Source organism: Bradyrhizobium sp. Kon58 (assembly GCF_055807455.1).
Map to the genome: position 1 here is coordinate 15,391 of NZ_JBVVOT010000016.1, position 20,916 is coordinate 36,306.

Below are 20,916 nucleotides of genomic sequence, written 5' to 3' on the forward strand. Positions count from 1 at the left end.
CCAGAGTTCGGGTCGTCGAATGCAGAAGCTTTTCAGGTGGGCCAGCAAATGGTGGCCGGGGCTCATCCCCTTGGCCGTCATGTGGGGATTTGCGGCCTGGAATAACACTTTGCCGGTCGAGGCGGACCTTTCCGCCCGCAGCTCGGCGGCGCTAAAGGATACCGTTCTGGACAAGACCCGGATCGCGGTGGACGGCCGCGACGTCAGCCTGGCTGCGGAGGCCTTTTCCGAGGAAGGTCGCCGCGACGCTGTTGTGGCGGTCGAGACCGTGCCCGGCGTGCGCCTGGTCGACGATCGGACCCGCCTCGTTCCCGAGGCAAAGCCCTTCGTCTGGAACGCCGAACGCGACGTGGTGCGGGTGACGCTGTCAGGCTCCGCGCCCCTGCCGTCGATGAAGGGCCGCCTGACCGAGGCAGCCCGCAAGGAGGTGGCCGGTACCGAGGTGGCCGATCAGATGGGTTTGGCCCGCGGCGCACCGCCGCGGTTCGAGGCGGCTGCGATGCTACTGCTCGACCAGATCGGCAAGCTCAAGGACGGCAAGATCACGATCACGGACACCAAAGTCACGCTGTCGGGCATGGCGCGCGATCTCGGCGGCCGCGAAGCCGTCGCAGCGGCGCTGAAAAACCTGCCCGAGGGCTTTTCGATCGCCGCCAACGACGTCAAGGCGCCGCCTTACGTCTTCCAGGCCTACAAGGATCCGGTGGCCGCGACGGTGACGCTGACCGGCTATGTTCCCGACAACAATGTCCACGCGGCCATCGCCACCAGCGCGTCGCGGAAATTCTTCAACGAAAAGGTCGTCGACAATCTCAAGGCCAGCGTCGGCGCGCCCGGTGCCTTCAGCCCCGCCGTGGTCGCAGCGCTCGGCGCGCTGTCGCGACTATCGACCGGCACGCTCGTGGTGTCCGACCGCGAGGTGAAGCTGTCGGGCGATGCGCTCTATGAAGGTGCCGCCAACGACATCCGCGCAGGCCTTGGCAAGGACTTTCCGAAAAACTGGCAATACAAGCCGGAAATCACGGTGAAACCCGCAGCCGGCCCGGTCGACGGCACCGTGTGCCAGCAATTGTTCTCCGAGCTTTTGGCCAAGGCCAAGATTCGCTTCGGGGCGAAGCGCGCCGACATCGATCCGGATTCCGCCGGCATTCTCGATCATCTGATCGAGACGGCATTGCGATGTCCCACCACCAATATCGAGGTCGCCGGGCATACCGATGCCGACGGCGAGGATTCCTTCAACCAGGCACTCTCGGAGAAGCGCGCGCAGGCGGTGATCGACTATCTGGTCAAGGCCGGCCTGCCTGCCAGCCGCTTCACAGCGGTCGGCTACGGCAGCACGCAGCCGGTCGCCGGCAACGACAGCGAAGACGCCAAGGCGCAGAACCGCCGCATCGAATTTCTGGTGAGGTGACGATGCCCTATCTCGTCTCGTTCCATCTGGGCTGGCTGATCGGCTCGCTGCTGCTCGGCTTCTGCATGGGCTGGATCTCGGTGGTCCAACGCGGCAACGGCACCTCGAAGGTGACGGCGCGCTGGCTCGCCGTGCTTGTTGCCGGCCTGGTCGCGGCCTCGCTCGCGCATGTGGTCCCCGGTCGCTTCGGCTACTGGCTCGACCTCGGCCTGATCATGTTCGCCTGCTACCTCGTCGGCGGCGCCATCGGCGCCTGGCTGCGCGACCGGGTGGTCGCGCGCAGCATGCCGCCTGCCGCTCTGTGATGTTGCCCTGCACCCTGACTGCGGACGTCAGGAGCGCGGCTGCGCGGCCTTCCCGGCCCATCGAAAACCGCAAACAAACGCGCCGGCCACCCCTCTTTCAACAGGCGGGGGCGACCCATAGATTGATTTCGGCTTAAGTCGTGACGGAACATTGTGCGGTCGAAATCATCAAAACTTCATGGCCACTGCGCAGGATTGCCATGGAGATTCGCGTCAGTCTTGCCGCCGAAAGCGCCAAACCGTGCATCAGGAGCCCGCAACCCTGCCTAAAATATTGAAGGCACGAGTTTTTGTTCGAATTGCCGAATTCCACTCCGCCCTGAAACGCGCTAGTGGAGGGATAGCGGGTATGCGCGATGCCGGGACCGGCAGCGAGGGTTCGTCGGGTGCCTGCGTATCGTCCGCCTGTTCGCCGGCCACCCTGGCCGCTGAAGCGTTGTTCGAGGTCTAGATGCTGGAAGCCATACGCAGGGCGATGTCGTTTCTGCGCCAGAAGCAAATCCTGCATAAGCTTGGAGTTGTGATCAGCGTCGCGGTCATCGGCATCGCTTGCTATGTGCTTTACCACATGCTGCGCGGCATCGATGTCAACGAGGTCCTCGAAGCGATCAAGAGCACCGAGCCGAGCCAGATTGCGCTGGCGGCGCTGTTCGTCGCCGCGGGCTATTTCACGCTGACCTTCTATGACCTGTTCGCCGTGCGCGCGATCGGCCATCCCCACGTGCCCTATCGGATCAACGCGCTCGCCGCCTTCACCAGCTATTCGATCGGCCACAATGTCGGCGCCAGCGTCTTCACTGGCGGCGCGGTGCGCTACCGCATCTATTCGGCCTATGGGCTGAACGCGATCGATGTCGCAAAAATCTGCTTCCTCGCCGGCCTGACCTTCTGGCTCGGCAACGCCGCGGTGCTGGGCCTCGGCATCTCCTATCATCCGGAGGCTGCGGCCTCGATCGACATGCTTCCGCCGTGGCTGAACCGGACGCTGGCGATGATGATCATCGTCGGGCTGGTCGCTTACGTGGTCTGGGTCTGGACCCAGCCGCGGATGGTTGGCCGCGGGCCCTGGACCGTGATGCTGCCGGGCGGCCCGCTGACGCTGCTCCAGATCGCGATCGGCATCATCGATCTCGGCTTCTGCGCGCTGGCGATGTACGTGCTGGTCCCGGACGAGCCCAATCTCGGCTTCGTGGTGGTCGCGGTGATCTTTGTCTCGGCCACGCTGCTCGGCTTTGCCAGCCATTCGCCCGGAGGCCTTGGTGTGTTCGACGCGGCGATGCTGGTCGGGCTCTGGCAGATGGACCGGGAGGAGCTGCTGGGTGGGATGCTGCTGTTCCGCGTCCTCTATTATCTGTCCCCATTCGTCATTTCTGTAATCTTGCTGACGTTTCGCGAAGTTATCATCGGCGCGCGATCGAAACGCCTGCAGCAGGCGGCGCTCAAGCTCGACCCCGGCCCCGCACCTGAAGCCGCTTACGTGAGAAAGCGCAGCGACAGCGGCGCCTGACCGGCGCAAGGTCCTTTGGAGAAGCCCGCCCCGATGGCGATCGACGCCCCATCTTCTCCCTCCTCCCAGCCGTGGTCCGACCGGCTGCGGCACTCGACCGTCATCCTGATCGCCGCGGCGCTGGCACTGTCGGTGGTGGTCTCGCTGGGCGAATTGTCGGCACTGCATGCGATCGCGGTGTTGCTCTGCATCGCGGCCGCAGCGCTGATCCCGTGGCGCCTGCACGATACCGCCGCCTCGCGCGAAGAGACCCGCCGCGTCAACCCGGTCGAGAGCGCGGCGGTCGCCGCTGTTGTCGCCGGCATGCCAGATCCCGCGGTGCTGCTCGACCGCGCCGGCCGCGTCATCCATCTCAACGCCGCGGCCGCCCAGCTCGCGCCGGCGCTGCGCCGGAATGAGCTCGCCCAGTTCGCGCTGCGCTCGCCCGAGATCATCACGGCGCTGCGCGAGTCGATCGCGACCACCGAGCCGCGGCGCGCGACCTATCTCGACCATGTCCCGGTCGATCGCTGGATGGAGCTGACCATCACGCCGGTGCCGGTGCCGACCACCTTCGGCGGCGCCGACAAATGCATGCTGATGACCTTCCACGACCAGACGCCGCTGCGCCGGGTCGAGGAGATGCGGGCCGATTTCGTCGCCAATGCCAGTCACGAGCTGCGCACGCCGCTGGCCGCGCTGTCCGGCTTCATCGACACGCTCCAGGGCCAAGCCAAGGACGATCCCAAGGCGCGCGAGCGCTTCCTCGGCATCATGCACAACCAAGCCACCCGGATGGCGCGTCTGATCGACGATCTCTTGTCGCTGTCGCGGGTGGAGCTGTCGGCCCATGTGCGGCCCGACACCCTGGTCGACTTGCTGCCGATCATCTTGCAGGTCGCCGACGGGCTCGAGCCGCTGGCCCGGGAACGCCAGGTCGAGGTCGAGACCCAGCTCCCTGAGACCCCGGTACTGATCGCGGGCGACCGCGAGGAGCTGCTCCGCCTGTTCGAGAATTTGATCGAGAACGCGCTCAAATACGGCGCCGCGGGCGGTCGCGTCATGGTGTCGCTGATGCCAGGCGCCGCCCCTGATGGAACTCAGGAAATCCGGGTCCTGGTCCGGGATTTCGGTCCCGGCATCGCGCCGGAGCACCTGCCGCGGCTGACCGAACGGTTCTACCGGGTCGATGTCGGCGACAGCCGCTCGCAGGGCGGGACCGGGCTCGGATTATCCCTGGTGAAACATATTGTTAACCGGCACCGCGGCCGGCTTCTGATCGAAAGCGTGCCCAAACAGGGCGCCACTTTCACCGCTTGTTTTCCCCAGGGCAAGCCTGCGGCTTTGAGCTAAACACCAGCATTTTCAAATGCTTAAGACTGTCATCCGACTGTCACCAAACCTTCGTAAAAGCTCAGCTGTCCACTCCTAAAGGAGCGGCACGGGGAGCGCGATCGGGCGCTGATGGCGCTTCGCTCCCCTGTATGGAGACCAGCATGAATTTCCTCAAAACACTCGTCGCTGCTGGCATCGTCGCCGCATCGACGACGGCGGCCTTTGCTGCCGACATCACCGGAGCCGGCGCCACGTTCCCGTTCCCGATCTATTCCAAATGGGCCGACGCCTACAAGAAGGAGACCGGCAACGGTCTGAACTACCAGTCGATCGGCTCCGGCGGCGGCATCAAGCAGATCCAGGCCAAGACCGTGACCTTCGGCGCCAGCGACGCGCCGCTCAAGGCCGAGCAGCTCGAGAAGGACGGCCTCGTCCAGTGGCCGATGGTGATGGGTGCCATCGTTCCCGTCGTCAATATCGAGGGCGTGAAGCCCGGTGAGATGGTGTTCGACGGCGAGACGCTGGCCAGCATCTATCTCGGCAAGATCACCAAATGGGACGACGCCGCGATCAAGAAGCTGAACCCGAACGTGAAGCTGCCCTCGGAGGCCATCACCGTGGTCCGCCGTTCGGACGGTTCGGGCACCACCTTCAACTTCACCAACTATCTCGCCAAGGCCAGCGCGGACTGGAAGAGCAAGGTCGGTGAAGGTACCGCGGTCGAGTGGCCGGTCGGCGTCGGCGCCAAGGGCAATGAAGGCGTTTCGGGCAACATCAGCCAGACCAAGAACTCGATCGGCTATGTCGAGTACGCCTATGCCAAGCAGAACAAGCTGACCTACACCGGTCTCGTCAACAAGGCCGGCAAGCCGGTGCAGCCCACCGTCGAAGCCTTCCAGGCGGCCGCCGCCAACGCCGACTGGGCCAAGGCTCCCGGCTACTACGTCATCCTGACCGACCAGCCCGGCGAGAAGTCCTGGCCGATCACGGCGGCGACCTTCATCCTCATGCACAAGGACGCGACCGACAAGGCGGCCTCGCAGGAAGCCATCAAGTTCTTCCGCTGGGCCTTCAAGAGCGGCGGCAAGGCGGCTGAAGAGCTCGACTACATCCCGATGCCGGACCCGGTCGTTCAGCTGATCGAGAAGACCTGGGCTGCCGAAATCAAGAGCTAGGCTCGCGACGCTCGTGCCCCGGATGCGCTGCGCCGCATCCGGGGCGCGGGACCAACAAAAAACGTATACTATTTAGTACAGGGGATCGGCGTGGCAGAGATGGCCGTTCAGAGCGATGTAATCGACGACGCCGGACCGTATGATCGCGCCAAGGCCTTGAGCGCGTTCAAGCTCGGGGACGTCACCTTCTACTGGATCACGCGGCTCTCCGCGATCTCGGTGCTTCTGATCCTCGGCGGCATCATCATTTCGCTGATCGTCGGCGCCTTCCCGGCGATGAAGGAATTCGGGGTCTCGTTCCTGTGGACGCAGCGCTGGGCGCCGTCCGCCGATCCGCCGGTGCTCGGCGCGCTCGGGCCGATGTACGGCACGCTCGTCACCTCCTTCATCGCGATGCTGATCGCCATTCCGGTGGGTCTCGGCATTGCGATCTTCCTCACCGAGCTCTGCCCGCAATGGCTGCGGCGCCCGATCGGCATGGCGATCGAGCTGCTCGCCGGCATCCCCTCGATCATCTACGGCATGTGGGGCTTCTTCGTGTTGGGTCCGTTCCTCGCCAACACGTTCCAGCCCTTCATGATCAAGATCTTCGACGGCGTGCCCGTGCTGGGCGCGATCTTCGCAGGTCCGCCGTCCTATCTCAGCCTGTTCAATGCCGCGCTGATCCTCGCCATCATGGTGCTGCCCTTCATCACCTCGATCTCGGTCGACGTGTTCAAGACGGTGCCGCCGGTCCTGAAGGAAGCCGCCTACGGCGTCGGCTGCACCACCTGGGAAGTCGTCCGCAGCGTGGTGATCCCCTACACCCGCGTCGGCGTCATCGGCGGCGTCATGCTGGCGCTGGGCCGCGCGCTCGGCGAGACCATGGCGGTGACCTTCATCATCGGCAACTCGTTCCGGATCTCGTCCTCGATCTTCGCCCCCGGCACCACGATCTCGGCGGCGATCGCATCCGAGTTCGCCGAGAGCGACGGCCTGCACCAGTCCGGCCTGATCCTGCTCGGCCTCCTGCTGTTCGTGCTGACCTTCTTCGTGCTCGCAGCGGCGCGGCTGATGCTGATGCGGCTGGAAAAGAAGGCGGGGAACTAGCGCCATGAACCCGATTTATTCACGCCGACGCCGCAAGGACATCGTCGTCCGCGGGCTCTGCATCGCCGCAACCGCCTTCGGCGTCACATGGCTCGCGCTGATCCTGATTACGCTGCTCTACAACGGCGTGGCGGGACTCAATGTCCAGCTGTTCACCGAGAACACGCCGCCACCGGGATCGAACGAGGGCGGCCTGCTCAACGCCATCGTCGGCTCGCTGATCATGACGGTGATCGGCGTCGGCATCGGCGCGCCGCTCGGCATGTTCGCCGGCACCTATCTCGCCGAATACGGCCGCAATGACCGGCTGACCTCGGTGATCCGCTTCATCAACGACATCCTGCTCTCGGCACCCTCGATCATCATCGGCCTGTTTATCTACGGCGCGGTGGTGGTGCCGATGCGCGGCTTCTCGGCGATCGCAGGCTCGCTCGCGCTCGCGGTCATCGTGATCCCGGTGGTGCTGCGCACGACCGAGGACATGCTGCTGCTGGTGCCGAACGCGTTGCGCGAGGCGGCCTCGGCGCTCGGCCTGCCGCGCTCGCTGGTGATCAAGCGGATCGCTTATCGGGCTGCCCGATCGGGTCTCATCACCGGCGTGCTGCTCGCGACCGCTCGCGTCGCCGGTGAAACCGCGCCGCTGCTGTTCACCGCGCTGTCGAACCAGTTCTTCAGCCTCGGCCTGAACAAGACGATGGCGAACCTGCCTGTCACCATCAACAACTTCGTGCAGAGCCCCTATGCCTACTGGAAGCAGTTGGCCTGGAGCGGAGCGCTGCTCATCACCCTGACCGTTCTTGCCCTTAATATTGGCGCGCGCATCCTTGGCGCCGAGAGGACCGCAAAATGAGTGATCTTTCCGTATCGATGAGCGCGTCCGGTGGCCTGCCGCACGCGCCGGTGCTGCCGGAGGCGCCGCCCAAGGTGACCGTACGCAACCTGAACTTCTATTACGGCGAGCACCACGCGCTGAAGAACATCAACCTGACACTCGGCGCCAACCGTGTCACCGCGTTCATCGGCCCGTCGGGCTGCGGCAAGTCGACCCTGCTGCGCATCTTCAACCGGATGTACGACCTCTATCCCGGCCAGCGCGCCACCGGTCAGCTCATGCTCGACCAGACCAACATTCTCGACGGCAAGCTGGACCTCAATCTGCTGCGCGCCCGCGTCGGCATGGTGTTCCAGAAGCCGACGCCGTTCCCGATGACGATCTACGAGAACATCGCGTTCGGCATCCGTCTCTATGAGAAGATCTCGAAGTCCGAGATGGACGGCCGCGTCGAGAAGGCGCTGCGCGGCGGCGCGCTGTGGAACGAGGTCAAGGACAAGCTCAACGCCTCAGGCCTGTCGCTCTCCGGCGGCCAGCAGCAGCGCCTCTGCATCGCCCGCACCGTCGCGGTGCGGCCCGAGGTGATCCTGTTCGACGAACCCTGTTCGGCGCTCGACCCGATCTCGACCGCCAAGGTCGAGGAGCTGATCCAGGAGCTGTCCGAGGATTACACGATCGCGATCGTCACCCACAACATGCAGCAGGCGGCGCGCGTCTCCGACAAGACTGCCTTCATGTATCTCGGCGAGCTGATCGAGTTCGACGACACCAGCAAAATCTTCACGTCGCCGACCGACCGGCGCACGCAGGATTACATCACCGGCCGGTTCGGCTAGGAGACGCGACATGGGTTCTGAACATACCGCAAAGGCCTTCGACACCGACCTCCAGGAACTCACGCGCCTGGTCGCCGAGATGGGCGGCATCGCCGAGCGCATGATCGTCGAGTCCGTCGACGCATTGATCCGCCGCGACGTCCCCCTCGGCCAGCGTGTCGTCGCCATCGACACCGAGCTCGACGCGCTGCAGAAGCGCATCGAGGAGCGCGCGGTGCTCACCATCGCCCGCCGCCAGCCGATGGCGGTCGATCTGCGCGAGATCGTCGGCGCCATGCGCGTCGCGACCGATCTCGAGCGCATCGGCGACCTCGCCAAGAACATGGGCAAGCGCGTCGCGGCGCTGGAGACGGACTTCCATCCGCTCAAGCTGTTCCGCGGCCTCGAGCACATGACCGACCTCGTGCAACAGCAGGTCAAGTCGGTGCTGGACGCTTATGCCGCGCATGATTTGCCGGCGGCGATGGCAGTGTGGAAGGGTGACGAGGAAGTCGACGCCATCTGCACCTCGCTGTTCCGCGAGCTCCTGACCTACATGATGGAGGATCCGCGCAACATCTCGTTCTGTATTCATTTGATGTTCTGCGCCAAGAACATCGAGCGGATCGGCGACCACGCCACCAACATCGCCGAGACCGTGTTCTACATGATCGAGGGCCAGGCGATCACCGACAAGCGGCCGAAGGGCGACATGACGACCTTTGCCAACACGGTACCGAACACCTGAAGACTTAAGGAGCGACGACCCGATGGGCGCACGCATTATGGTGGTTGAGGACGAGGAAGCCCTGACCGAGCTTCTCCGCTACAACCTCGAAGGCGACGGCTATGACGTCGAGACGGTGATGCGCGGCGACGACGCCGATACCCGCCTCAAGGAGCACATCCCCGATCTGATCGTGCTCGACTGGATGCTGCCGGGCCTGTCAGGCATCGAATTGTGCCGGCGGCTTCGCACCCGTCCCGAGACCAAGCAGCTCCCGATCATCATGCTCACCGCGCGCGGCGAGGAGAGCGAGCGGGTGCGGGGTCTTGCGACCGGCGCCGACGATTACATCGTCAAGCCGTTCTCGGTGCCGGAGCTGCTGGCGCGCGTGAAAGGCCTGCTGCGGCGCGCAAGCCCCGAGCGGCTCGCCACCGTCCTTGCTTTTGGCGACATCGAGCTCGACCGCGACAAGCGCCGCGTGGCGCGCTCGGGCCGGCCGATCGATCTCGGTCCGACCGAATATCGCCTGCTGGAGTTCTTCCTGGAGCACCCGGGACGGGTGTTCTCGCGCGAGCAGCTGCTCGACAGCGTCTGGGGCCGCGACATCTATATCGACGAGCGTACCGTCGACGTGCATATCGGCCGCCTGCGTAAGTTGCTCAATCTCGGCCGCGAGCAGGACCCGATCCGCACCGTCCGCGGCGCCGGTTACGCGCTGGATGATCGGTTTGCGAAGGCGGAGCAGGTGTAGGTTTCTGCGGTTAGGTTACTAACTGCCGTGACATGTCCGATGTCGTCCCGGCGAAGGCCGGGACCCATAACCACAGGGCGCGGTTTGGCGAAGACTCGGAGTTACCCTTTCGCACAACAACTAAGTGCTCGGAGTATGGGTCCCGGCCTTCGCCGGGACGACACTGCATTTGTTGAGGCGCCGCGCGTGATGACTGATCGTGCGCTAGCTTACCGCGGACCCGGCTTCACCGGTGCGCGGCGCCGATCCGACGCCGGCTGGTACGCAACGCGCGAGTGCTGGGCGCAGTAGGGCAGGCCGGACAACGCCCGTCCACCGCAGAAGAAGAAGTCCGGGCTCGAGGGATCGCCGACCGGCCAATGGCAGGTCGCCTCGTTCAATTCCAGCAGCGACAGCCGCTGGCTCATCGGCACCACGTTGTCGTAGGTGACCGGATCCGGCTCAGCCTCGACCTCGAAGGCCTGCGCCAGCGCGGTGTTGCCGCGCGAGATCGGGCGGCTCACCCGCATCATGTGCTGCGCGGGGCGCGCCTTGCGCGGCCGGGGCGCTGCCGACGATGGGCTCTTGGCGCGGCCCGAAAGGCCGAGCCTGTGCACTTTGCCGATCACGGCATTGCGGGTCACATTGCCGAGCTCCGCCGCGATCTGGCTGGCCGAAAGTCCGGCCTCCCAGAGCTTTTTCAGCTGCTCGACGCGATCATCGGACCAGGTCAAAACCGTCATTGCACCCTTTCCCTCGCTGCGCGCCAGCCATCCTGGGGCCTCGCAGCGAATGCCTAAGCCTTCAAAAACCCGTGCCGTCAGAATCCCTTAAGGCTCGCCGGGCGCGTCTTGAACGCCCGAACGTTTACGCCGGTACATAAGGACTTAAAGATCAGAACCACTGCACGAGATGTCGTATCTGACAATCCAAACGCTACAATATGGCGTGACTCCCGCGCAAGAGTCCGCCGACTCGCTTCCACATGTTCCGTGGCTAAATCCCGCAAAATCGGCACCGCAAGACTACGGATTCAGCGTTTCGCGAGGCTTTCCGGGCGGCATTGACACCCGTTTCACCAGGCCTAAGATAGTCGCACGTGCCGCCCTCAAGAGGCGGCACGTTTCGTTTTCCGGGCCGGTCGATGGTGCGTTGCGCAATGCACGCACACACCGTCCGCAACATTCAAGTGACCGTCATGACTAACAGCGCAGCGCCGCATTTGCTCCCCGTTTTCGCCAGGTCCGACCTCGGTTTCGAGCGTGGCGAAGGCTGCTGGCTGATCGCGACCAATGGCGAGCGCTATCTCGATTTCACCTCCGGGGTGGCGGTGAATGCGCTCGGCCATGCCCATCCGGCACTGGTCGCGGCGTTGCAGGAGCAGGCCACGAAGCTCTGGCACATGTCGAACCTGTTCCAGAGCCCGGACGGCGAAAAGCTCGCCGCGCGCCTGTGCAATGAAAGTTTCGCGGACTTCGTGTTCTTCTGCAATTCCGGCGCCGAAGCGCTGGAATGCGTGATCAAGGTCGTGCGCCGTTATCACGCCGCGAAGGGCCATCCCGACCGCTATCGCATGATCACCTTCGAAGGCGCCTTCCATGGCCGCACGCTGGCGACGCTGGCTGCGACGGGTTCGGCAAAATATCTCGAAGGTTTCGGACCCCCGATGGAGGGCTTCGACCAGGTTGCTCATGGCGATCTCGATGCGGTGAAAAAGGCGATCGGTCCGCAGACCGCCGGCATCCTGATCGAGCCGATCCAGGGCGAGGGCGGTGTGCGTTCGGCAACGCCCGCCTTCCTGAGGGCGTTGCGTCAGCTCTGCGACGAGAAGGGTCTGTTGCTCGCCTTCGACGAGGTGCAGACCGGCATGGGCCGCACCGGCGATCTGTTCGCATACCGCCGCCTGGGCGTCGAACCCGACGTGATGTCGCTGGCCAAGGCGCTCGGTGGCGGCTTCCCGATCGGCGCCTGCCTTGCGACCGCGGAAGCGGCGTCCGGCATGACGCCGGGCTCGCACGGCTCGACCTTCGGCGGCAATCCGCTCGCGATCGCGGCTGCGAATGCCGTGCTCGACGTGATGCTCAAGCCCGGCTTCTTCGACCACGTGCAGAGGATGTCGCTGCTGCTCAAGCAGAAGCTCGCCTCCGTGATCGACCGTCATGGCGATGTCGTCAGCGAAGTGCGCGGCGAGGGCCTCCTGATCGGCATCAAGGCCGTGGTGCCTTCCGGCGATCTCGTTGCCGCCTTGCGTGCCGAAAAGCTGCTCACCGTCGGCGCCGGCGACAATGTCGTGCGTTTCCTGCCGCCTTTGATCGTCACCGAAGCCGAGATCGAGGACAGCGTCGGGCGGCTCGAGCGCGCCTGCACGGCGTTGTCCGGCAACAAGCGGGCGGCAAGCTGATGAGCAAGTCGCCCGATAAAGCACCGAAGCACTTCCTCGACATCAACGAGCTGCCGCTGTCGGAGCTCAAGCGCATGCTGGCCGCGTCCACCGCGATGAAGGCGAAGCAGAAGGCGCATCAGCCGGTCAGGCCGCTCGAAGGCAAGACGCTGGCGATGATCTTCGAGCGCCCCTCGACGCGGACGCGGGTGTCGTTCGATGTCGCCATGCGCCAGCTCGGCGGCGAGCCCATCATGCTCACCGGCGCCGAGATGCAGCTCGGCCGCGGCGAGACCATCGCCGACACCGCGCGCGTGCTGTCGCGCTATGTCGACGCCATCATGATCCGCATCCTCAATCACGATGCCCTGCTGGAGCTTGCGGCAAACGCCACCGTGCCCGTCATCAACGGCCTGACGCGGCGCTCGCATCCCTGCCAGGTGATGGCCGACCTCATGACTTACGAGGAACATCGCGGCCCGATCGAGGGCAAGACCGTGGCCTGGACCGGCGACGACAACAACGTGCTGGCGTCCTGGGCGCACGCCGCCGAGCGCTTCAAGTTCCAGCTCAATGTCGCGACGCCTCCGGAGCTCGCGCCGAAAAAAGCGATGCGCGACTTCATCAAGGCGACCGGCGCGCCGATCATGCTCGGCACCGATGCTGAAGCCGCCGTGAAGGGCGCCGATTGTGTCGTGACCGACACCTGGGTGTCGATGGGCGACAAGGAAGGCGAGCATCGCCACAACGTGCTCAAGCCCTATCAGGTCAATGCCCAGCTGATGTCGCTGGCCAAGCCCGATGCGCTGTTCATGCACTGTCTGCCCGCCCATCGCGGCGAGGAGGTCACCGACGAGGTGATCGACGGTCCGCAATCCGTCGTGTTCGACGAGGCCGAAAACCGCCTGCACGCGCAGAAGGGCATTCTGGCCTGGTGCTTCGACGCGGTGAAGTAATCTTGTCGTCCCGGCGCAGGCCGGGACCCATACCGCGGAATCTCTCTTGTGGCAGGCGGGCCGAGGCCGAGGTCTTCGCCAAACTAAGCCTGCGGTTATGGGTCCCGGCCTGCGCCGGGACGACACCTATGTTGCGGTATCGTTCTGCAATCCCACAACCGCCTCCGGACCACAGCCCTCACCCCCTTCCAATTCCGCCTTCCGACCCCAGATAAAGCGCCATGGTTTCCCAATCCCCTGACATGAAAACCGGGCCCGAGGGCCCGGTTCGCGCGCCATCCGCGGTTCCGATCGATGACGCCGTGCTGCCCTACGAGGTCGACGCGCTCGACGTGCGCGGTCGGCTGGTGCGGCTTGGTCCGGCGCTCGACGAGATCCTGACCAAGCACGATTATCCGGCGCCGGTCGGCAAGCTGCTCGGCGAGGCCATCGTGCTGACCACGCTGCTCGGCTCAGCGCTGAAGTTCGAGGGCCGCTTCATCCTCCAGGCCCAGACCGACGGTCCGGTGTCGTTCCTGGTCGTGGACTACCAGGCGCCGGATCGTCTGCGCGCCTATGCGCGCTACGACGCCGCGCGCCTCGGCGATGCAAAAGATTCCGGCGCGCTGCTGGGCCACGGTCATCTCGCCATGACCATCGACCAGGGCCCCGACATGAGCCGCTACCAAGGCTTGGTCGCGCTCGACGGCGGCAGTCTCGAAGACGCCGCTCACGAATATTTCCTGCGCTCCGAGCAGATCCCGACCCGTGTGCGCCTCGCCGTGGGCGAGGAGTGGCGGTCGAACGACGGCGGCAAGCATCGCTGGCGTGCCGGCGGCATGCTGATGCAGTTCCTGCCGAAGGCGCCCGAGCGCGCGCGGCAGCCCGATCTGCATCCCGGCGATGCGCCCGAAGGCGTCGAGGTGCATGCCGTCGCCGAAGACGATGCCTGGGTCGAGGCGCGCTCGCTGATCGAGACCGTCGAAGATGTCGAGCTGATCGATCCCGAGCTGTCCGGTGAGCGGCTGCTCTACCGTCTCTTTCATGAGCGCGGCGTGCGCGTGTTCAATCCGCTGCCCTTGAAGGCGCAATGCTCCTGCTCGCGCGATGCGGTCGCATCGATGCTGAAGAGCTTTTCGTCCGACGACCGTGCCGCGATGGTCAAGGACGACAAGATCGTCGTGACCTGCGAGTTCTGCAGCTCGGTGTACGAGTTCACACCGGATGAGGCGGGCGTGGAAGACGCGTAGCGCGGTGCCGGAGGGTGGGCAAAGCGAAGCGTGCCCACCATTTCCAGCGCTAATTCAACACCCTCTTGTTATCCGGGCTGTCCAGCGAGAACGTCGGCACGTCGATCTCGAAGCGTTCGCCGGTTGCGCTGACCATCTGGTAGCGGCCGGTCATGAAGCCCGAGGCGGTCGTGAGCGGTACGCCGGAGGTGTATTCGAAGCGTTCGCCGGGGGCGAGCGTCGGCTGCTCGCCGACGACGCCCTCGCCCTTCACCTCCTGCTGCCGGCCGGTGGCGTCGGTGATGATCCAGTGCCGCGTCTTGAGCTGCACGGTCTCGTCGCCGGAATTGGTGATGACGATGGTGTAGGCCCAGAAATAACGGGAGCGGTCGGCCGACGACTGTTCCGGAACAAAGTTCGGCTCGACGGTCACTTCGATCTGGCGGGTCACGGCGCGGTACATGATTGCCATCATACCGAAAACCGCCCGGGAACCAAACGCCGGAGGCGGTCCTGGCGACATCGTCCCGCCAGAATTCGCAGGGAAGTACACGTCCAAGTGTAGGTCCAAACGTACTTGCATGTGATCCGGTCGCTTTGCGAGATGACGGCCGGACCGGTACACTCCTTGCCACGTCGCGATTTGCGGAAGGGTTTTTAGGCCCCCGATGACCATTGCCGACCAAGTGACGGGATCGACGATCGCGGGAACCGCCAAACCTGTGGAGGTCAAGTCCGCGGGGGCGAAGCGGCGCGCGGCCGCGCCGGCCATTTCGCTGCCCGCCATCGGCGAGCGCGAGCTCCGGCTCGACCTGTTCCGCGGCCTCGCGCTGTGGCTGATCTTCATCGACCATTTGCCGCCGAGCCTTCTGACCTGGTTCACGATCCGCAATTACGGCTTCAGCGACGCCACCGAGATCTTCATCTTCATCTCCGGCTATACCGCCGCCTTCGTCTACGGTCGGGCGATGCTGGAATCCGGCATCGTCGTCGCCACCGCGCGCATCCTGCGGCGCGTCTGGCAGATCTATGTCGCCCACGTCTTCCTGTTCACGATCTTCCTTGCCGAGATCTCCTACGTCGCGACCAGGTTCGAGAACCCGCTCTACACCGAAGAGATGGGCATCATGGATTTCCTGAAGCAGCCCGACGTCACGATCGTGCAGGCGCTGCTGCTGCGCTTCCGTCCCGTCAACATGGACGTGTTGCCGCTCTACATCGTGCTGATGCTGGCGCTGCCCTTGATCCTGTGGCTGATGAAATGGCGCCCCGACGTGACGCTCGGCCTCTCGGTCGCGCTCTACGCGGTGACCTGGGAATACGATCTCTACCTGTCGGCCTATCCCAACGGCTTCTGGGCCTTCAATCCCTTCGCCTGGCAATTGCTGTTCGTGTTCGGGGCATGGTGCGCGCTCGGGGGTGCGCGACGGATGTCGCACATTCTGGCTTCGCGGGTGACGATGTGGATCGCGATCGCTTATCTGGTTGCGGCATTCTACGTGACGCTGACCTGGTATGTGCCGCAGCTCTCCCACTTCATGCCGAAGCGGCTCGAGCAGTGGATGTATCCGATCGACAAGGCCGACCTTGACGTGCTGCGCTTCACGCATTTCCTGGCGCTGGCCGCGCTCACCGTGCGCGTCCTGCCCCGGGACTGGCCGGGCCTGAAATCGCCCTGGCTGCGGCCGCTGATCCTGTGCGGCTCGCATTCCCTGGAGATATTCTGTCTCGGCGTCTTCCTCGCCTTTGCCGGCCATTTCATCCTGGCCGAAGTCTCGGGCGGCCCGGTCATGCATGCGCTAATTAGTCTCTCCGGAATCCTGATCATGTGGGCCATGGCCTGGCTGATTTCGTGGTACAAGCGGGTGGCTGACAAGAGCGGTTCGAAAACCAAAAGCGCCGTCGGCAGCGCCGATATGGCGGGAGGGGGCTGATGAAGGCGAAGGTTTTCCTGAGCCTGATCCTGCTGTGCGGTGGTCTCGCCGCGCCTCCGGCGCGCGCGGACGATGCTGCGCCTGCTGCTTCGGCGGCGCCTGCTGCTTCGGCCGCGCCCGCAGCCTGCGAAGTGCCGTCCTATCTGCTCACCAGCGAAAGCCAGCTTCCCAAGGTCGCCGATGCCATCAAGGCCGGCAAACCGCTCGAAATCCTGGTCATCGGCAGCCGCTCGACCACGATTCCGGCCTCCGAGGACGCCTCTTATCCGGCGCGGATGCAGGCCATCCTGAAGGACAAGCTGCCGCCGTCCGAGACTGTGCACGTCTCCGTAGAAATACAGAGCAAGAAAACGGCCGAGGAGGCGGCCGCCAGCTTCGTTAAGCTGATGGAAGCAAAAGCGCCTACTTTGGTCATCTGGCAGACCGGGACCGTGGATGCTATCCGAGCCATTGATCCCGACGATTTTCGTGGCGCGGTGACCGAAGGGGTTGTTGCGTTGCAAAAGGCAGGGGCTGACGTCGTCTTGATGAATTTGCAGTACAGTCCGCGTACCGAAACCATGATCTCGGTGCCGCCATACCTCGACAATATGCGGGTGGTGGCGCAGGAGCACGATATTCCGCTGTTCGATCGTTTCGCGATCATGCGGCAGTGGAATGACCAGGGGCAGTTCGACCTGTTCAGCCCGTCGCGCGGGCCTGAGCTGGCGAAACAAGTCCATGATTGCCTTGGCCGGGCGTTGGCACAGTTTGTGATCGACGCTGCCCATCTGGAGCCGGCCCAGCAGCAAAATTGAGGTCTAGCGTTAATGAGTTCTCTCCGCCCTTTTTGCCTGACGGCATGGCTGGCTGTGCCCGCAGCAGCGCTGCTGCTGTTGCTGAGTCCGGCCTCGCAGTCGCACGCGCAGACGCAGGCCGCGCAGGCAACGCCGGCCCCGCAGCAGTCGGCTAATCCGGCGCCCGCTTCACCGTCCCAGACCGCCGTCGCAGCGACGTCCCCCGAGCAGCGCGGCATCACGGCGCGCGCCATCGACAAGGTGAAGCAGGTCGCGAAGTCCGCCGGCGACGTCTTCAGCCGCGTGCCCTGCCTGTCGCCGAAGGGCGGCGCGAAGGCAATGGGCTCGCTGCCGCATGTCGCGGGCAAGCTCGTCGCCGGCCAGCCCGTCGTCATCGTCGCATTCGGCTCATCCTCGACCGCGGGATTCGGCGCGAGCTCGCCGGAGTTCAACTATCCCAATCGCCTTGCCGCGCAGCTGCACCGGCACTATCCGACCGCCGACATCACCGTCGTCAATGCCGGCGTCGGCGGCGAGGACGCGCCCGAGATGATGAAGCGCCTCCAGAAAGAGGTGATCGACGTGCATCCGGATCTGGTGATCTGGCAGGTCGGCACCAATGCGGTGCTGCGCAATCTCGATCCCGGCGATACCGCCAAGCTGGTCGAGGATGGCATCAGCCGCATCCAGGCTGCCGGCGGCACCGACGTCGTGCTGGTCGATCCGCAATATTCGCCCGCCGTCAACCAGCGCGCCGAGAGCGCCGGCAAGATGGTGAAGCTGCTCGGCAAGGTCGCCGAGCTCCGTCACGTCGGCATCTTCCCGCGCTTCGAGGTGATGCGCGACTGGCACGAGAAGCAATCGCTTCCGGTCGAGAGTTTCGTGATCGCCGACGGCCTGCACATGAACGATTGGGGCTATGCCTGCTTCGCCCAGCTCCTCGGCGACGACATCATCCGCTCCGTCGGCCAGATCAAGCTCGGCGTGAACGTGCCCGCGGACGTGCGGACGTACCGGCCGATGTGAGCATCGGTGCGTAGGGTGGGCAAAGGCGCGCTCTTCGCGCGCCGTGCCCACCATCTATCGGCACCGCCATCGTGAATGGTGGGCACGCTTCGCTTTGCCCACCCTACGATGTCGAATGCCTGGCTACGCCTTCTCCAGCGCCGCGGTCAGATCCTCGATCAGATCGTCCGCGTGCTCGAGCCCCGCCGAGAAGCGGATGAAGCCCTCGCTGATGCCCAGCGCGGCGCGGTCCTCCGGCTTCAAACGCTGATGCGTCGTGGTGGCCGGATGCGTGACGAGGCTCTTGGCGTCGCCGAGATTGTTCGAGATCTTGGCAAGCTTGAGCTCGTTGAGCACACGGAACGCCGCCTGCTTGCCGCCCTTGACCTCGAGGCCGACCAGCGTCGAGCCGCCGCGCATCTGCTTCTTCACCAATGCCGCCTGCGGATGATCGGCGCGGCCGGGAAATACCAGCCGCGAAATCTTCGGATGGCTCGCCAGAACGTCCGCAATGCGCGCGGCCGTCTCGGTCTGCGCGCGCACGCGCACGGCGAGCGTCTCCATGCCCTTGAGCAGGACCCAGGCGTTGAACGGCGAGATCGACGGGCCGGTCTGGCGCATGAAATTGTGGATGTGCTCGGCGATGAACGCTTCCGAGGACAGGATGATGCCGCCGAGACAGCGGCCCTGGCCGTCGATATGCTTGGTCGCGGAATAGACCACGACGTCGGCGCCGAGCGCGAGCGGGCTCTGCCAGATCGGGGTGGCGAACACGTTGTCGACGACGAGTCGCGCTCCGCCGCTGTGCGCGATCTCGGCGATGCCGGGAATGTCGAGCACGTCGAGCGTCGGGTTGGTCGGGCTCTCCAGGAAGAGCGTCTTGGTGTTCGGCTTCATGGCGCGCTGCCACTGGTCGAGATCGAGGCCGTCGACCAGCGTGGTCTCGATGCCGTAGCGCGGCAGCAAATCCTGCACGACGTAGAGACACGAGCCGAACAGCGCGCGCGAGGCCACGACGTGATCGCCGGCCTTCAGCGGCGCCAGGATCGCGGTCGTCACCGCGGCCATGCCGGTCGCCGCCGAACGTGCCGCCTCAGCACCCTCGAGCTCGATCATGCGGCGCTCGAACATCGCGATGGTCGGATTGGAGTAGCGTGAATAGATGAAGCCGGGGTCCTCGCCCTTGAACCGCGCCTCGCACTCCTCGGCGCTGTTGTAGACGTAGCCCTGGGTCAGGAACAGCGACTCCGACGTCTCGCCATATTGCGAGCGTAAGGTGCCGGAATGAACCAGGCGAGTTTCGGGACGGTAGTGGGCGGTTGGCGCCGGGGACTTCGACATAGGACCTCCTGAAGTGACCATCGAAAATGGTCACAAAAAAACCGGCCTGGAATATCTCCACGGGCCGGGATCACAGAGGTCCCCGGCCTGTTTAGCGACTTATTTAACGTGGCTGCAAGCCGGCCGGCTCAAATCACCACGGGATAAGTCATGCTCATATTCCGCAATGCCCTTTCCGTCAAGACGTCCATCGGATAGCCGTAAAACGCTCATATTTCCCGCATGTCGGGATGTGTTTGATCCCTGATGAGGACCCCGGGTTGACGTTCACGGTCGCCGCCGACGCCAATGGTATCCTGCCCGACCGCATGATCGCGGCGATGGCGGAGGGCGGTCTCATCCTGCCCGCTTACGATTTCGTCGAAAGCCAGATCCAGCCGGCGAGCCTCGATTTGCGCCTCGGCGACATCGCCTATCGCGTTCGCGCCAGCTTCCTGCCCGGTCCCGGCGCCACCGTCGCCGAGCGCATCGACGAGTTGAAGCTGCACGAGTTCAGCCTCGCCGACGGCGCGGTGCTGGAGACCAACTGCGTCTACATCGTGCCGTTGCTCGAAAGCCTCGCGCTGCCGCCGGAGATCGTCGCGGCCGCCAACCCCAAGAGCTCGACCGGCCGGCTCGACGTCTTCACCCGCGTGATCGCCGACGGCACCCGCCGCTTCGACATGATCGGTGCCGGCTATCACGGCCCGCTCTATGCCGAGATCAGCCCGAAGACGTTCCCGGTGCTGGTCAGCGAGGGCTCACGCCTGAGCCAGGTGCGCTTCCGCACCGGCGATGCCATCCTCAACATCGACGACCTCGAGGCGCTGCACGCGACCGAGCGTCTCGTCGATGTCGACGATGCCGATCTCACCGGCGGCGTCGCCCTCTCTGTTGATCTCTCCGGCGAAAAGAGCGGCGGCTTCGTCGGCTACCGCGCCAAGCGCCACACCGGCGTCATCGACGTCGATCGCCGCGCCGGCTATTCCGTCGAGGAGTTCTGGGAGCCGATCTCGGCCCGTCCCGACGGCAGCCTGATCCTCGATCCCGGCGAGTTCTATATCCTCGCGTCGAAAGAGGCGGTGCAGGTGCCGCCCGATTACGCCGCGGAGATGGTACCGTTCGATCCGCTGGTCGGCGAGTTCCGCGTGCACTACGCCGGATTCTTCGATCCCGGCTTCGGCTATGCCGGCGCCGGCGGGCTGGGGTCGCGCGCCGTGCTCGAAGTGCGCTCGCGCGAGGTGCCGTTCATCCTCGAGCACGGTCAGATCGTCGGCCGCCTCGTCTACGAGAAGATGCTGGCCCGCCCCGACGCCATGTACGGCCAGCGCATCGGCTCGAACTATCAGGCCCAGGGGCTGAAGCTGAGCAAGCATTTCCGGGTGTAGCGATCATCCGTCGCCCGGATGGAGCGCAAGCGTCACCCGGG

20 protein-coding genes and 1 riboswitch are annotated in these 20,916 nt (G+C 64.8%); of the genes, 17 read left to right on the top strand and 3 right to left on the bottom strand.

Annotated features, from left to right (window positions below; genetic code table 11):
- The first annotated feature begins 19 nt into the window (after positions 1-19).
- The 10 genes from AC0L20_RS24080 to phoB all read left to right on the top strand — a co-directional run bounded on the left by AC0L20_RS24080 (position 20) and on the right by phoB (position 9,929).
- The gene (locus tag AC0L20_RS24080) at positions 20-1,414 is read left to right on the top strand and encodes an OmpA family protein (protein WP_473292898.1); all 1,395 of its coding nucleotides are present in this window, start codon (positions 20-22) and stop codon (positions 1,412-1,414) included.
- Positions 1,415-1,416: 2 nt separating this feature from the next.
- Positions 1,417-1,719 (top strand): hypothetical protein, encoded by a 303-nt coding sequence (locus AC0L20_RS24085; protein ID WP_473292900.1) that lies wholly within the window; start codon positions 1,417-1,419, stop codon positions 1,717-1,719.
- 451 nt (positions 1,720-2,170) lie between these two features.
- Complete coding sequence (locus AC0L20_RS24090) at positions 2,171-3,226, top strand: putative bifunctional lysylphosphatidylglycerol flippase/synthetase (RefSeq protein WP_456767223.1); 1,056 nt, start codon at positions 2,171-2,173, stop codon at positions 3,224-3,226.
- A 33-nt stretch (positions 3,227-3,259) separates the two neighbouring features.
- Complete coding sequence (locus AC0L20_RS24095) at positions 3,260-4,558, top strand: ATP-binding protein (protein ID WP_473292903.1); 1,299 nt, start codon at positions 3,260-3,262, stop codon at positions 4,556-4,558.
- A gap of 143 nt (positions 4,559-4,701) precedes the next feature.
- Positions 4,702-5,715, top strand: a complete 1,014-nt coding sequence (gene pstS / locus AC0L20_RS24100) for a phosphate ABC transporter substrate-binding protein PstS (RefSeq protein ID WP_456767224.1) — start codon at positions 4,702-4,704, stop codon at positions 5,713-5,715.
- Between the two features lie 99 nt (positions 5,716-5,814).
- Positions 5,815-6,804, top strand: coding sequence for a phosphate ABC transporter permease subunit PstC (gene pstC, locus AC0L20_RS24105; RefSeq protein WP_007615692.1), 990 nt, complete (start codon positions 5,815-5,817; stop codon positions 6,802-6,804).
- Between the two features lie 4 nt (positions 6,805-6,808).
- Positions 6,809-7,654: a phosphate ABC transporter permease PstA gene (gene pstA / locus AC0L20_RS24110; protein ID WP_106941291.1), complete on the top strand. Its 846-nt coding sequence runs from the start codon at positions 6,809-6,811 to the stop codon at positions 7,652-7,654.
- Positions 7,651-8,472, top strand: a complete 822-nt coding sequence (pstB, locus tag AC0L20_RS24115) for a phosphate ABC transporter ATP-binding protein PstB (RefSeq protein ID WP_456767225.1) — start codon at positions 7,651-7,653, stop codon at positions 8,470-8,472. Before pstA ends, pstB begins: the two co-directional genes overlap by 4 nt.
- Positions 8,473-8,482: 10 nt before the next feature.
- Positions 8,483-9,199 (top strand): phosphate signaling complex protein PhoU, encoded by a 717-nt coding sequence (phoU, locus tag AC0L20_RS24120; RefSeq protein ID WP_018456067.1) that lies wholly within the window; start codon positions 8,483-8,485, stop codon positions 9,197-9,199.
- Positions 9,200-9,221: 22 nt separating this feature from the next.
- A complete protein-coding gene (gene phoB, locus AC0L20_RS24125; RefSeq protein ID WP_007597871.1) occupies positions 9,222-9,929 on the top strand; it encodes a phosphate regulon transcriptional regulator PhoB in 708 nt (235 codons plus the stop codon).
- Positions 9,930-10,138: 209 nt separating this feature from the next.
- Here the strand turns inward: phoB and AC0L20_RS24130 are convergent, their stop codons facing one another.
- The gene (locus AC0L20_RS24130) at positions 10,139-10,651 is read right to left on the bottom strand and encodes a GcrA family cell cycle regulator (RefSeq protein WP_007597869.1); all 513 of its coding nucleotides are present in this window, start codon (positions 10,649-10,651) and stop codon (positions 10,139-10,141) included.
- A 455-nt stretch (positions 10,652-11,106) separates the two neighbouring features.
- Between AC0L20_RS24130 and AC0L20_RS24135 the strand changes: the two genes are divergently transcribed.
- From AC0L20_RS24135 to AC0L20_RS24145, 3 genes are all read left to right on the top strand, one after another.
- The gene (locus tag AC0L20_RS24135) at positions 11,107-12,309 is read left to right on the top strand and encodes an acetylornithine transaminase (protein ID WP_473292906.1); all 1,203 of its coding nucleotides are present in this window, start codon (positions 11,107-11,109) and stop codon (positions 12,307-12,309) included.
- Positions 12,309-13,244, top strand: a complete 936-nt coding sequence (gene argF, locus AC0L20_RS24140; RefSeq protein ID WP_473292908.1) for an ornithine carbamoyltransferase — start codon at positions 12,309-12,311, stop codon at positions 13,242-13,244. Before AC0L20_RS24135 ends, argF begins: the two co-directional genes overlap by 1 nt.
- A 221-nt stretch (positions 13,245-13,465) precedes the next feature.
- Positions 13,466-14,473 carry an Hsp33 family molecular chaperone gene (locus AC0L20_RS24145; RefSeq protein WP_473292910.1) on the top strand — a complete coding sequence of 336 codons (1,008 nt, stop codon included), beginning with the start codon at positions 13,466-13,468 and terminating at the stop codon, positions 14,471-14,473.
- Between the two features lie 49 nt (positions 14,474-14,522).
- Here the strand turns inward: AC0L20_RS24145 and apaG are convergent, their stop codons facing one another.
- A complete protein-coding gene (gene apaG / locus AC0L20_RS24150; protein WP_027514422.1) occupies positions 14,523-14,915 on the bottom strand; it encodes a Co2+/Mg2+ efflux protein ApaG in 393 nt (130 codons plus the stop codon).
- 205 nt (positions 14,916-15,120) lie between these two features.
- On the opposite strand from apaG, the gene AC0L20_RS24155 reads away from it, so the two are divergent.
- From AC0L20_RS24155 to AC0L20_RS24165, 3 genes are read left to right on the top strand one after another with little or no spacing between them, the layout of a single operon-like run.
- Positions 15,121-16,386: an OpgC domain-containing protein gene (locus AC0L20_RS24155; protein WP_085349686.1), complete on the top strand. Its 1,266-nt coding sequence runs from the start codon at positions 15,121-15,123 to the stop codon at positions 16,384-16,386.
- Complete coding sequence (locus AC0L20_RS24160) at positions 16,386-17,183, top strand: SGNH/GDSL hydrolase family protein (protein ID WP_473292913.1); 798 nt, start codon at positions 16,386-16,388, stop codon at positions 17,181-17,183. Before AC0L20_RS24155 ends, AC0L20_RS24160 begins: the two co-directional genes overlap by 1 nt.
- A gap of 12 nt (positions 17,184-17,195) precedes the next feature.
- Positions 17,196-18,188 carry an SGNH/GDSL hydrolase family protein gene (locus tag AC0L20_RS24165; protein ID WP_456767230.1) on the top strand — a complete coding sequence of 331 codons (993 nt, stop codon included), beginning with the start codon at positions 17,196-17,198 and terminating at the stop codon, positions 18,186-18,188.
- Between the two features lie 123 nt (positions 18,189-18,311).
- On the opposite strand, the gene AC0L20_RS24170 is transcribed toward AC0L20_RS24165, so the two are convergent.
- Positions 18,312-19,508, bottom strand: coding sequence for an O-succinylhomoserine sulfhydrylase (locus AC0L20_RS24170; protein WP_473292918.1), 1,197 nt, complete (start codon positions 19,506-19,508; stop codon positions 18,312-18,314).
- A 70-nt stretch (positions 19,509-19,578) separates the two neighbouring features.
- A riboswitch (SAM riboswitch) is annotated at positions 19,579-19,658 on the bottom strand.
- An 80-nt stretch (positions 19,659-19,738) separates the two neighbouring features.
- On the opposite strand from AC0L20_RS24170, the gene AC0L20_RS24175 reads away from it, so the two are divergent.
- A complete protein-coding gene (locus AC0L20_RS24175; protein ID WP_473292921.1) occupies positions 19,739-20,875 on the top strand; it encodes a 2'-deoxycytidine 5'-triphosphate deaminase in 1,137 nt (378 codons plus the stop codon).
- The last annotated feature ends 41 nt before the right edge of the window (positions 20,876-20,916 follow it).